The organism is Acidovorax sp. NN32 (assembly GCF_057597245.1).
In genome coordinates this window covers 5,192,034-5,205,491 of record NZ_CP199679.1, presented here as the reverse complement: position 1 = coordinate 5,205,491, position 13,458 = coordinate 5,192,034, and the positions used below count along the sequence as shown (strand labels likewise).

The 13,458-nt window shown below is 66.7% G+C and carries 8 protein-coding genes; 2 read left to right on the top strand and 6 right to left on the bottom strand.

What is annotated here, in order from left to right; translation table 11 throughout:
* Nucleotides 1-12: 12 nt before the first annotated feature.
* The gene (bcsB, locus tag ACT89O_RS24060) at nucleotides 13-2,337 is read left to right on the top strand and encodes a cellulose biosynthesis cyclic di-GMP-binding regulatory protein BcsB (protein WP_487261401.1); all 2,325 of its coding nucleotides are present in this window, start codon (nucleotides 13-15) and stop codon (nucleotides 2,335-2,337) included.
* A 90-nt stretch (nucleotides 2,338-2,427) separates the two neighbouring features.
* Nucleotides 2,428-6,747: a cellulose synthase subunit BcsC-related outer membrane protein gene (locus ACT89O_RS24055; RefSeq protein WP_487261400.1), complete on the top strand. Its 4,320-nt coding sequence runs from the start codon at nucleotides 2,428-2,430 to the stop codon at nucleotides 6,745-6,747.
* Between the two features lie 246 nt (nucleotides 6,748-6,993).
* Here ACT89O_RS24055 and ACT89O_RS24050 read toward each other — a convergent pair whose 3' ends face one another.
* The 6 genes from ACT89O_RS24050 to cysC all read right to left on the bottom strand — a co-directional run bounded on the left by ACT89O_RS24050 (nucleotide 6,994) and on the right by cysC (nucleotide 13,402).
* Nucleotides 6,994-8,634 (bottom strand): hypothetical protein, encoded by a 1,641-nt coding sequence (locus ACT89O_RS24050; RefSeq protein ID WP_487261399.1) that lies wholly within the window; start codon nucleotides 8,632-8,634, stop codon nucleotides 6,994-6,996.
* A gap of 421 nt (nucleotides 8,635-9,055) precedes the next feature.
* On the bottom strand, nucleotides 9,056-9,769 hold the full coding sequence (locus tag ACT89O_RS24045) for a Bax inhibitor-1/YccA family protein (RefSeq protein ID WP_121421645.1): 714 nt from the start codon (nucleotides 9,767-9,769) through the stop codon (nucleotides 9,056-9,058).
* 86 nt (nucleotides 9,770-9,855) lie between these two features.
* Nucleotides 9,856-10,431, bottom strand: coding sequence for a hypothetical protein (locus ACT89O_RS24040; protein ID WP_228897150.1), 576 nt, complete (start codon nucleotides 10,429-10,431; stop codon nucleotides 9,856-9,858).
* A 313-nt stretch (nucleotides 10,432-10,744) separates the two neighbouring features.
* On the bottom strand, nucleotides 10,745-11,305 hold the full coding sequence (ssb, locus tag ACT89O_RS24035; RefSeq protein ID WP_055400317.1) for a single-stranded DNA-binding protein: 561 nt from the start codon (nucleotides 11,303-11,305) through the stop codon (nucleotides 10,745-10,747).
* A 128-nt stretch (nucleotides 11,306-11,433) separates the two neighbouring features.
* On the bottom strand, nucleotides 11,434-12,612 hold the full coding sequence (locus ACT89O_RS24030) for an MFS transporter (RefSeq protein WP_487261398.1): 1,179 nt from the start codon (nucleotides 12,610-12,612) through the stop codon (nucleotides 11,434-11,436).
* A gap of 193 nt (nucleotides 12,613-12,805) precedes the next feature.
* Nucleotides 12,806-13,402: an adenylyl-sulfate kinase gene (cysC, locus tag ACT89O_RS24025; protein WP_055400369.1), complete on the bottom strand. Its 597-nt coding sequence runs from the start codon at nucleotides 13,400-13,402 to the stop codon at nucleotides 12,806-12,808.
* Between the last annotated feature and the right edge of the window lie 56 nt (nucleotides 13,403-13,458).

The following is a 13,458-nucleotide window of genomic DNA, read 5'->3' as shown; positions in this document are numbered from 1 at the left end:
AGACTCGACACCATGATTCCCAAAAGACATCCGACAGCGCGGCTGCCGCGCAAGCGCATGCTGCCTGCCATGCTGGCCTTGGTACTGACAGGGACGGCCGTGCCCGTATCCCAACTTGCTGCGGCCCCTGCACCAGCGGGCTTGGCTGGGGCGGAAATGCTGGCTGCGGCGCAACCGACCGAGAGTGGAGTGCGTGTACACCGCACCAGTTTCAAGGACCTGGGGGCCCTGTTTCCGCTGCAATTGCGGGGTGTGGACGGCACGAGCGGTGTGGCGTTCAGCGTGCGCAACGACGAAGTGGTCACAGGCGCGCGACTGAAGCTGAACTACTCCTACTCGCCCGCCCTGCTCCCCAACCTGTCCCATATCAAGGTGCTGGTGAACGAGCAGGTGGCCGCCACCATTCCGGTGACCACGCAGCAGGCGGGCGAAAACCTGCAGCGCGAGATCGTCATCCCGCCGCGCCTCATCACCGAGTTCAACCGGCTCAACCTGCAGCTGATCGGCCACTACACGATGGAGTGCGAAGACCCGCTGCACTCCAGCCTGTGGGCCAACGTCGGCAACGACAGCGTGCTGGAACTGACGGTGGCGCCCGTTGCCCAGACAAACGATCTGGCGCTGCTGCCGCAGCCTTTCTTTGATCGCCGCGATGTGCGCCCGCTGGAGCTGCCGATGGTGTTCGGCGCAGTGCCCAACACGGGCACCTTGCAGGCCGCAGGCACGATGTCGTCCTGGTTTGGCGCGCTGGCGGGTTTCCGGGGAGCGAGGTTCCCGTCACTGGTGGGCGAACTCCCCGCGCGCGGCAACGCGGTGGTGATGATCGCGGGCAAGGCGCAAGCGCCCGCCGGGCTGAGCCTGCCAGACATCCAGGGCCCCACCGTGGCCGTGGTGAGCCACCCGGCAGACCGCCATGGCAAGCTGCTGCTGGTCATGGGGCGGGACGAAGCCGAGCTTGGCGTTGCCGCTAAGGCACTGGCCATCGGTTCCTCGGCCCTGTCCGGCCCGCTGGCACGGATCACCGAGGTCACGGAACTCAAGCCCCGCAAGCCGTACGACGCGCCCAACTGGCTTTCCAATGACCGGCCCGTGAAATTTGGTGAACTGGTCGAGGCCGATGCGCTCAACGTGTCCGGCTACTCGCCAGACCTGATCCGCCTGAACTTCTTCCTGCCGCCCGACCTGTTCGCATGGCGCCAGAAGGGCATCCCGGTGGACCTGCGGTATCGCTATACCCCGCGCCCGAACCCGGACAAGTCCACCCTCAACATCAATGTGAACCAGCAGTTCCTGCGTTCGTTGCCCCTGCACGCAGTGAATCATGAAGAACCCGGCGCTCTGGACCGCCTGCTGACCAAGGTGGTGCCCAAGGGCGAGATGGCGCCGGAGCGCGAGACGTTCCACATCCCGCTGTTCAAGCTGCCGGCCCAGTCGCAGCTGCAGATGCATTACTACTACGACGTGGTCAAGCAGGGCGCCTGCAAGGACGTACCACTCGACAACGTCCGGGGCTCTGTCGAGGCCGACTCGACCATCGACATCTCCGGTTTTCCGCATTTCATCGCCATGCCGGATCTGGCGGCCTTTGGCAATGCAGGGTTCCCGTTCACACGCATGGCAGACCTTTCTGAATCTGCGGTGGTGATGCCGGACAAGCCGGGAGCGCAGGAATACGCGGCCTATCTGGGCCTGATGGGTGTCATGGGGCGCGTCACGGGATACCCTGCCCTGGGCGTGACCGTGGCGCAGGCCCAGCAGGTGGAGCGGCTTGCCGACAAGGACCTGCTGGTCATTGCCTCCGGCGGCAACCAGCCCCTGCTCAAGCAATGGGCCAGTTCCATTCCGGCCCTCCTGCAGGGCGAAACCAAGAGTTTCCAGATGTCGGATTTCGCCAACCGCCTGCTGCGCTGGTGGGGCTTTGGCGAGGACTCCAGCGTGCACGCACGGCGCAGCCAGGTTGCGTTTTCCAGCGACAGCACCGATGCTCTGGTGGCAGGTTTTGAATCGCCTTTGCGCGGTGGCCGCAGTGTGGTGCTCGTTGCCAGCAACCAGCCTGCAGGTCTGTCGCAAGTGATGGATGCACTGCTGGATGCCGAAATGCTCAAACACGTGCAGGGCAGCACCACGGTCATCCGGGGCAAGCAGGTGGACAGCCTGGTGGCCGAGAAAAACTACCATGTGGGTCAGTTGGGCCCCTTGCTGCATACCCAGTGGTTTCTTTCGCGCAATCCGCTGTTGCTGATTGTCCTGGGCGTGTCGGCGGCGGTGCTGATAGCGATCATCATGTACCTGTCGCTGAGAGCGCGCGCACGGGCCCGGCTGAAGCAAAAAGGCTGAGGCGGTGCAAAGCACGCCCGGCTGTTTCTGAATCACGCAACACATTCCCGGCACCTCGGTGGCCGGGAGCCTCGCAGGGAGAAGGAAGGCATGTCCTCCAAACGTCGTCGTCATCAAACACTTGCCATGGGGCTGCTGGCCTCGCTGATGGCCCCCGTTGCCTGGGCGCAGACCGGGGCCGAGCAGACCCTGCTGGACCAGGGGCAGTACTGGCAGGAGCGCGGCGACACGGAACGCGCGGGTGAGGCGTGGCAGAAGCTGTTGCGCATCAACCCCCAGAACGCCCAGGCCCTCTATGGGATGGCGTTGGTGGAGCTCAACGCCCGCCGCCCCGAGGGCGCCCAGCGCTACCTGAACCAGTTGCAGGCAGCCCATCCGCGCAGCCCGCTGGTCAGCCGGTTGCAGGAATCCATCCGCACGGGCCGCAGCGCACCCCAGATCGAAACTGCGCGCCAGCAGGCCCGCAGCGGGCAGGCCAGCCAGGCCTTGAGCACGTACCAGGCGGCACTGGGAGACCGCGCTCCTACCGGGCCCCTGGCGCTGGAGTACTACCAGACGCTGGGCGCCACAGCAGGCGGCTGGGACGAGGCCCGCCGGGGTCTGAACCGCCTGGCGCAGGAATCGCCCGAAGACCCGCAGATTGCGCTGGCCCTGGCGCAACACCTGACCTACCGCGAATCCACACGCCGCGAAGGCATCGCCCAGCTGGCGCGGCTGGCCGGGCGCCCCGATGTGGGCAAGGCGGCGACGGAAAGCTGGCGCAAGGCGCTGGCCTGGACGGGCAATCGTTCGGCCGACATCCCGCTGTACCAGGAATTCCTGCGCGCCAATCCCGGAGACACGGCCGTGCAGACGCGCCTGGTGCAGGCCCAGAACCTGCAAAAACAGTCCCAGGCAGCTTCCGTCCGGACGGCCGACCCGCTGCGCCAGCGGACGACAGCAGGGTTCCAGGCCCTGGACGATGGCGAGTTGGATGCTGCAGAGGCCGCATTTCTGAACGTGCTCGAATCCCGACCCACCGACGGCGATGCGCTGGGTGGCCTGGGCATCCTGCGTTTGCGCCAGGAACGGTTTGCCGACGCGCGCGGGCTGCTGGAGCGGGCCTCGCGTGCGGGCTCGGCCAGCCGGTGGAAACAGGCGCTCGACAGTGCCACCTACTGGAGCCTGGTCGAGCAGGCCACCTCCGAACGCGAACGCGGTGAGGCAGCGGCAGCACGGCGTTCGCTGGAGCAGGCTGTGCGGCTGAATCCGGCCGAAGTCACGGCCGAAACCGACCTGGCAGACCTGTTGGTCGAAGATGGCCAGTACGACGCCGCCGAGGCGGCCTACCGCCGTGTGCTCGCGCGCCAGGCCGACAACCCCGACGCGGTGCGGGGCCTCGTGGGCGTGCTGGCGCAGAACAACAAGGCGGCCGAAGCCCTGGCGCTGGTGGAGAAGCTGTCACCCTCGCAGCAAGAAAAGGTGGGAGCCCTGGGGCGCCTGCGTGCTGCGCAGGCATTGGGCCAGGCCCGCGCAGCGACGGAGCGTGGCGATACCGCCGCCGCCCGCGCAGCGCTGGAAGATGCCCTGCTGAACGATCCGGCCAGCCCCTGGGTGCGGCTGGACCTGGCCCGCCTGTACCTGCGCATGGGCGCGGTGGCCGAGGCGCGGGGCGTGATGGACGGGTTGTTGCTGTCCAACCCCAATATGCCCGAGGCCCTGTATGCCAGCGCCCTGCTGGCCTCGGAGGCTGGTGACTGGCCCAGCGCCTTGGCGCTGCTGGACCGCGTTCCAGAAAAGCACCGCACCCGTGACATCGCCGCGCTGCAAAAGCGGGTGTGGGTGCATGTGCAGGCATCGGCTGCGTCGGCGTTGGCGGCCGAAGGTCGCCAGACGGAAGCCCTGGCCACCCTGGCCCAGGCCGAGTCCTTTGCCACCCAAGACCCCGAATTGCTGGGCGCCATGGCCTTGGCCTACGCGGACGCTGGCGATCCGCAGCGCGCACTCGGCATGGTGCGCCAGGTGCTGGCGCGCACCCCCCGCCCCGATGTCGGCCTGCGCCTGCAGTACGCAGCCACCTTGCTCAAGACCCAGCAGGATGTGGAGCTGGCGGGCATCCTGCGGCAGCTGCAGACGGCCCCGATGAATGACCGCGAGCGCAAGAGTTTCAGCGACATCCGCCGCGCCTACATCGTGCGCCAGGCCGATGGCCTGCGCGAGGCGGGCGACCTGGTCGCGGCCTACGACACGCTCGTTCCCTTGCTGGCCGAGCAGCCCGACGAGCCCCTGGCCATGGCGGCACTGGCCCGCATGTACGCGGCCAACAACGACTATGCCCAGGCGCAGGCGCTGTATGCGCGGCTGCTGGAAAAGTCTCCCAATGACGTGCCCCTCATCCTGCAGACCGCAGCCATGGCCACGGGCGCCAAGGACTACGGCTATGCGGAGTCGCTGCTGTCCGTGGCGCTTGCGCGCGCTCCGCGTGATCCCGAAGTGCTGACGGCCGCTGGTCGGTTGTACCGGGCGCAGGGCAAGAATTCCAAGGCCACCGAGTTCTTCACGGCTGCCGTTGCTGCCGAAAACGCGCAGCGCGATGCCGTGCTGGCGGCCAGTGGCGTGGCGGCGGGGCCTGCCCGTTCGGGCAATCCATTTGCCCAGCGCGCGGCGTTGCAGCAGCGTGCCGGGGGCGGCCTGTCAGTGCCTGGTGCCGCAGCCGTCGCACGGTCGCCGGTGGGCTACACCCCCCAGCAGTACGCGCCCCAGCCAGTAGCGCGCAGCAACAACGCACCTGCAGGCCTCTACATTCCCGACCCGGCCGGTGCAAGCCGCTTTGGCACGGCGCCGCAGGCCTATGCGCAGGCCGCTCCCATGACGCCCGCCAGTTACTACCCCGAAGCGTCCAGCCCGGTGGCGGCGGCTGACACGGCGGCTTCGACCAGCGCTGCGCGGCGCAACGCTGCGGCACTGCCTTCTTCGACCCCACGGTCGGTGGGTGCCTCTGCGGCGGCGCCGGCCATGGCACCTGTGTACGTGCCGCCTGCACAACCCATGCAGCCGATGGGCGCTCCGGCCCCGGCTGCGGCGGGCTACTACACGCCTGCACAGGCCTACGGTGGTGGGTATGCGGGCGGCGCCCAGTCCTTGCCTGCGCAACGCGCAATGCCTGCTCCTGCAGCACCTTCTGCCTGGTCCACGGCGGGGCTGGGCAACGTGCCCGACCCCACGCGGCCCCGCACGGCCCGCGACGAGCTGCGCGAAGTGCAGCAAAGCCAGATTTCTTCGTTCTCCGTGGGCGCAGTTGCGCGCGCACGGCAGGGCGAGGCGGGCATGAGCCAGCTATCCGAGATCGAAGCGCCCGTGCAGCTCAAGATGAGCGTGGGTGACGGTCACCTGCTGCTGGGCGTAACGCCCACGGGCGCCAGCGCAGGTTCGCCCGGCTCGCCCTACGGCACCATCAGCCGCTTTGGTGGTGGCCCGGTCACGGCCCTGGCCATGCCCGAACGCGGTGCGGGCTCGCAAAGCGACAGCGGCGTCGGCCTGAGCGTAGGCTATGAAAGCGGAGGCTTCCGGGCAGACATCGGCAGCACGCCGCTGGGCTTCGGCCAGTCCGATGTGACGGCAGGCGCGAGATACCGCACAGCCCTCACCGACGACCTGACCGTGGCCGTGGACCTCTCGCGCCGCCCGGTGACCGACAGCCTGCTGTCGTTTGCCGGTGTCCGTGATGCCCGGACCGGCGACCGCTGGGGCGGCGTGTCCGCTTCGGGGGGCCGCGTTGATCTGACCTGGGACGATGGTGAACTGGGGATCTATGGGTACGGTTCGCTGCATGGCCTGACCGGTACCCGCGTGCGCAGCAATGCGCGGGCCGAGCTGGGTGGCGGGATGTACTGGCATGTGCACCGCACATCGAACGCCGACCTCACGGCGGGCCTGAGCTTTACGGGGCTGTCGTACCAGCGCAACCTGCGCTACTTCACGGTGGGCCACGGTGGCTATTTCAGTCCCCAGCAGTTCGTGTCATTTGGCATTCCGGTCGAATGGGCGCAGCGCAATGGCCGCCTGTCCTACCAGCTCAAGGGCTCGGTGGGCGTGCAGTATTTCAAGGAAGATGCGGCGCCGTATTTCCCCAACAGCCCATCGCGGCAGGTATCGGCCGTCCAGGCTGCGGCCGACGCGCTGGCCTTTGGCGAAACGGGCGCCACGGCCATCTACCCCGGCCAGTCCCGCACGGGCCTGGGCTACAACCTGGGTGCGGCCATGGAATACCAGATGCATCCGCAGGTGTTCGTGGGTGGGCACCTGTCGCTCAACAACGCACGCAACTACCGCGAGTTCGCGGGTGGCCTGTATGTGCGCTATGCCTTCCAGCCCTACAACGGCCTGCAGGCGTTTCCGGTCAACCCGCTGCGGTCACCGTATAGCTACTGAACTTTTCCAGGGCGCTCACCCGCTCTCTGCAAGCCACAAAAAAGGCCCGTCGCACTTCACGTGCGACGGGCCTTTTTTATGGGCAACCCGCTTGTGGCGGGAGCACTGTCTGCGTGCCACATGGCGCTTGCGCGGGGTGAAGGCGCTGTAAGCCCAGGCCCATGGGCCGACCACAGATCACACGGGCACCGCAGTGATTGCCCGATTGCAGCGCCCCCCGCCTAGCGCGAGGGGTGCTCCCTGCCGTTACGGCGTGGTCTGCTTGGCGCCCACAAACACGGTGTGGGCACGTGTACCAGCCACGGACAACCCGGCAGTCAGAATGCGCAGGCCAATGACCTTGCCATTCGCATCGAACTGTGCCGATGCCGAGCCGGACTGCGGCGGGCCCGAGGACAGGCCGCAGGTGATGGGTGCGTTGGGGCTGTTGAGGTAGCCGAATGCCTCGACGCGGTACAGGTTCAGACCACTGCCCAGTTCGCCCAGGAGCTTGCCCGCCACTTCACAGCCGCTGGTGGTCAGGCCCGTGATGGCGCCATCGGCAAACACCGTCAGCGTTGTGGTGTCGCCACCAAAACCCGTGCCAGCCATCTTGTAGGTACCAACGATCAGAGCCGCGTTGGGCACCTTGCCGGAGGGCAGGGCGTACAGCGGGTCGGGCGTCACGCTGAAGCGGGTGGGGAAACCGCCTGGCTGCGTTGGGTAGCTGAAGCTGCCGCTGAACAGGCCGGCGGTGCTGGTGCCATCGCCACTTTGGAGCGTGCCGTCGATCAGCACGGACTCGTTGTAGGCGCCCGTGTTGGCCAGCAGGCGGTTGAAGAACACGCCATCGTTGGCCGTCACAAAACGGTTGTTCGTGACGTTGTTCTCGTAGCGGATAAGGCGGCCATACAGCGCGTTGTGGTCCAGGCTGCTGTTGGTGTAGAAGAACAGGCCGCCGTCCGGCAGCACGCTGCCCCAGACGGTCGTATCGCCAATCACGCCTGCAGGCAGCGTGAAGGAGCCCTGCCAGTTGCCCGCCACCGACAACGGCGTGGTGGAAGGCGGCACTGTGATGCGGGGGTCGGCAATGCCGTTGAGGGTGAAGGTGTTGTTCGGGCCCGTCGCATTGCGCGTGAACACCCAGATGCCGTTGGGCACCCCTGCCGCATCAAAACGCAGCACGGCGATGCCGGATTGCTGCGTGCCGCTGGCCTCGCAGGAGGTGGTGTCGCCCGAGAGATTGAGCGTCATCGAATACAGCGGGGAGTCTGCGGCGCGTGGCGTGGCCGTGCCCGTGACCAGACAGCCGCCGATGCGGCCCGAGAGCTGGCCCTGTGGGGTGACGGTGAGCACCCATCCGCCGCCAAACAGGCCGGTGCCCCGGTAGGTGCCCTCGACCAGGCTCGCGCGTGCGGGGTGGAAGTTCAGGCTGCTGTACGAGAGCTTGATCGGCACCACCGCGCCGGACGCAGCGGCCGTCTGCACCGGGTCGGAGTAATTGCCACTGATGCCGTCGGTGCGGCCGATCTTGCCGCTGTTCGATGCCGTGCCACGCAGCGTCAGGCCCGTGGCAAATTTGCCGTCCTGGACCGAGTAGTACGTGACGCCAGTGGCCAGCACTGCCGTGACGTTGACATTCAAACGCCCGTAAATCGCATCAAAGCCCGCTGCGCCCGGGGCCTCGCGTGCCATGTAGAACTCGCCCCCGGTGCCCAGCGGGCCGGGATCGATGTAGCCCACCACCTGCCGCTGCGCAGCGCCGGTGCCCACCGTGCCCTCCCACACGCCGCCGGGGTATTGCTGTACGCCAGGGGCGGGGCCCACGTCTTCGCCGTCGGACGAGCCGCCGCCGCAACTGGCGAGCAGGGCCGCACAGGTCAAGGATAGCCAGAAGTATTTGCGCATGATGGACAGAAAGAGGATCAGTGGGTAATGGGGAGTCGTCGAGATGCCGCCGTGGCGCGCGAGGCGTTATCGACGGGCCAGCGAGCGCGCACTGGTGCATGCTGGCTGTCTTGCTGTTTCTAATTGTGCCAGCAGCGGGCGCAAGGGACGACAGGAAAATGGCATGCCAGAGTTGGGCGGCAGGCTGTGGGGCTGCGGTGCGCCCACGGGGAATGCGAGCTCGGATGTCGGCTGGGCCACGCCTGTCAGGTGCACCTGAATGCATTTGCGATCATTTGCTATCAATAATATAGCTATTCCCGCTTGTTCATCAAGCGCTAGAGCCTGTTTTTTCTTGGATTTCAGCCTGCTGCAAAGAAAAGGGCCGACCCCTTTGCAGGAGCCGGCCCTTGCCACCGCGCGGGGCTTCGAGGATGGCGGCTCAGTCGTCGTTGGTCGCCAGGCTGATCAGGATGCGCAGCACGTACCAGAGCATCAGCGCGATCGATGCAAACAGGTGCAGCGCAGCGCCCGCAGGGCGGTCGGCGGGGTAGTCGTGGATGATGCGCGAGGTGTCGTACAGCACGCAGGCGCCGGCAAACAGCACCATGATCCCCGAGAACCAGATGCCCAGCTTGAAGCCAAAGATGGCGCCAGCAATGATGGTGCCCAGGGCCACCAGGCCACCCACCTTCAGGATGCCCCCAAGGAACGAGAAGTTGGTCTTGGTGGTGAACGCCGTCCAGGTGAGCGCGCCCACCAGCAGCAGCGTGATGAAGGCCGCAGCGCCAATGGCACCGGGGGCCACGATCTGGGCGATGCCGAACATCGGCGCGAAGATCAGGCCTTCGGCCAGCACATACAGGCCCAGGCCCATCAGCTGTGTTTGCGGGCTCTCTGCGTTGTCGGCCATGTACGAGGCCAGCCAGCCCACCAGCATGAACGCGCCCATGACGCCCAGCCACAGGAACTTGTTGCCGCTGGCCAGCAGCATCTTGGCCGCTGTGCCGGAAAATCCGGTCGCCATCAGGACGGCGGAAAGCACCACGAAGGCCAGCATGGCCACACCGAGGTGCTTGTAGGTAGCAACGATGAAATCGCGCCGTTCAAACGGTGCGCCTTCCGGCGTCGAAGGGGTCAGGACATTGGGATTCATGGCGTATTCCTCGCTCTGTGTGTTGGTTGTGAAATCACGGGAGGGGCGCACCAGGCGCCTCCTCCCTCCCTCTCTGTGAAAATTTCTCAGGCCGCGCTGAGCTGCTGGCTGGAGTCCGCTGCACGCAGCCTGCGGTTGGACCACACACCGGCGGCGCCGATCAGCGTCAGCAGGATCGCGAAGATCCAGGTGCCAGCGCCGCTGAAGGACCGGGCGGAGGACGCTGCCTCGGCCTGCAGGCGCTGCCTGGTGGTCTCATAGCTGATCACGGGCTTTCCATCGACCGCCACTTCGTACACCAGGTCGTTGTCGCTCTTGTCCACCAAAGCGGTGATCTTTTCGTCGATCAGGTTGCCCACCAGTTCCTGGGGTGTGCTGTAGTCGATGCGCAGTTTGCGGGCCTCGGCGCCTGCTCCTTCGGGCTGGACGCTGATTTCGTAGAACTGCTTGGTAGCGCGGCGCTTGCGCTTGACGGTGACCTCCGAAGCCTGCGTCACCGTGCCTGCCACGGTCTGCAGGCTTTCCCGCGCTGCGTAGGCATGGTCGCCATCGGCCTTCCAGCCGCTGTACAGCGACAGGCCGATCAGGCCAGGCCCGGCCAGTAGCAGCAGCCACGCGTAACCGGTGATGAAAATCAAAATCTTGCGAACAAAGCCTGGCATGGCTATCCCTCTCTTGTGCTGTTGAATGTTGTTGTGACTAACCAGAATTTGCTGGCGGCACCGCGGGCCAGCCGCCAACAAGCGCCCGATGATCTTCGAGTTGGGCGCAACCGGTGTAAGAAAGTGTTGGCGCCGTTGTCCCCGTGCCGCACTGGACAAACTGAGGGGGTGGTGAGGGCGCTGGCCGTTGTAGAAGAGGCGCCGCGTGCCGTTGCCTCAGCCTCTCAGCGCTTCTTGACCATCATGCGGGCGCAAAAAAAGGCCCGCAGCGTCTGTGCTGCGGGCCTTTTTACAAAACTGGAAAGCGCGGCTTCTAGAACGGGATGTCGTCATCCATGTCGTCAAACCCCGAAGCTGCGCGGGGTGGCTGTGCCACGGGCGCAGGCGCAGGGCGCTGGGCAGGGGCCGCCATGGGGCGTGGTGGGGGCGCGGCGCGGCGGGGGGCCTGGTCGTAGCCGCCGCCCTGGTCGCCACCACCGTAGCCGCCATCGTCGTAACCGCCGCCTTGCTGGCCACCACCCTGGCCGCCGCCCATGCCCTGGCGGCTGCCCAGCATCTGCATCTGGTCAGCACGGATCTCGGTGCTGTACTTTTCCACGCCGCTCTGGTCAGTCCACTTGCGGGTGCGCAGGCTGCCTTCCACGTACACCTGCGAGCCCTTGCGCAGGTACTGGCCAGCGATCTCGGCGAGGCGGCCGTTGAAGACCACGCGGTGCCACTCGGTGGCTTCCTTCATTTCGCCAGACTGCTTGTCTTTCCACTTGTCGGTGGTGGCAATCGTCACGTTGGCCACCTGATCGCCACTGGGGAAAGTGCGCATTTCAGGGTCGCGGCCCAGGTTGCCGACGATGATGACTTTGTTTACGGATGCCATGGTGCTGTTTTTGCCTTAAAGGGATGAAAGAAGCGCCGGATTTGGAGAAGGATTCCGGGCGCCAAACGCGCCATTGTGCCGCAACCGGCTCGCAATGGAAGCTCTGGCGGCATGGCGCGATCCACCACTCAGTGGCCGCCGCGCCCCACGGGCCGCAGGGGCCAGGTCAGTACCAGCCACAGGGCCGTGAGCACGGTGGTGGCGGCAAACAGGCCCGGCGCGCCGGCCCATTTCACCAGGGCGCCGCCCAGCGCGCCGCCCGCAAACAGGCCCAGCGATTGCAGCGTGTTGTAGCTGCCCAGCGCCGCACCGCGCAGCTGCGGCGGCGCCATGCGCGACACCAGGCTGGGCTGGCTGGCCTCCAGCGCGTTGAATCCACAGAAAAACACAAACAGCAACGGCCCCAGCACCCACAGTGTGGGTGTGCTGCCGCTGCCCGCCAGCAGGCCCAGGCCTGCCTGCACCAGCAGCACCAGTGCAATGGCACCCAGCAGCGCGGCGCGCAGCCTGCCCGCACGCTCCAGCGCAAACAGCCCGCCCATGGCCGCAAACGAGAGCACCACCGCAGGCAGGTAGACCTGCCAGTGGTGGTCTTTGCTAAGGCCCGCCTGCACCAGCATGGCCGGCACGGCCACCCACATGGACAACTGCACGGTGTGCAGAACGAAAACCCCCAGGTTCAGGCGCAGCAGGTCGGGGTGGGCCCACACATCTGCCAGGCGGCCCCGGGGCGCATTCTGGTGCTGCGCGGTTTCTGCGGGCACCCACCAGATCACCACCGCCACGCCTGCCAGAGCCAGGGCGCAGGTCAGCCCGAACAAGCCCGCCAGCCCGATGTGGGCCGCCAGCACCGGTGCGGCCACCAGCGCGACGGCAAACATCAGCCCGATGCTGCCACCCACCAGGGCCATGGCCTTGGTGCGTACGGCATCACGCGTCTGGTCAGCCAGCAGGGCGGTGACGGCGGCCGACACGGCACCGGCGCCCTGCAGCGCGCGGCCCACCAGCAGTCCCGTGAGCGAATCGGCCAGCGCGGCCAGTAGGCTGCCCGCCGCAAACACCAGCAGGCCCAGCACGATCACGCGCTTGCGCCCAAACCGGTCGGACGCCATGCCCAGCGGCAACTGCAGCACGGCTTGCGTCAGGCCGTAGATGCCCATGGCAAGCCCCACCAGCGCGGGGTCATCCCCACCGGGGTATTTGCGGGCCTCCAGCGCAAACACGGGCAGAACCAGGAACAGGCCCAGCATGCGCAGCGCAAAGATCAGCGCCAGGCTGAGGCTGGAGCGGCGCTCCTGCGGGGTCATGGCGTTGCCGGAAGGCGATGGTGACAGGGGCGGCGGGGCAGCGCCCGCAAGTGAAGAAGGAGAATCCGGCACGGTGGTGCCCTATGGGGCAGGTAAAGCAGGGATTTTCGCCCATTGGGCAGGAGTTGTGATTCGCGTGGGCATGTGCGGGGCGTGACACGGCCAGCAAGGCATGGCTGACCGGCCCAAAGGCTCACAGCAAAGCGCAGATCCGCTGCACGCATTCCTGGGGCGTGAGCTGGGCTGTGGGCAGCACCAGCTCGGCGGCCAGCGGTGGCTCGTAGGGCGAATCAATACCGGTGAACTGGCGCAACTCGCCCGTGCGGGCCTTGCGGTACAGGCCTTTGGGGTCGCGCTCTTCGGCGAGTGCCAGGGGCACATCGACAAACACTTCCAGGAAGTCGCCCGGGGCAAACAGTTCCCGGGCCGCCTGGCGTTCAGCACGAAAGGGCGAAATGAAAGCCACCACCACGATCACGCCCGCGTCCACAAACAGGCGGGCCACTTGTGCGACACGCCGGATGTTCTCTGCCCGGTCCGCGTCCGAAAACCCCAGATCCCGGTTCAGCCCCTGGCGGATGTTGTCGCCGTCCAGGATGTAGGTGCGTTTGCCCTGGCGATTCAGTTCCCGCTCCAGCGCATTGGCAATGGTCGATTTGCCCGCACCCGACAGGCCGGTGAGCCAGACCACCCTGCCGGGGTGGCCACCCAGCTGCTCGCGCTCCGCACGGGTCACGGTCAGCGCCTGGGCATGGACATGGGGGACGTGGGGTGGTGTGGGGTCGGTCACTTTGGCGTTGGCAAATGAATGTGGCGTGCAATGGTACTGGCATGGCAGCAGCTGCA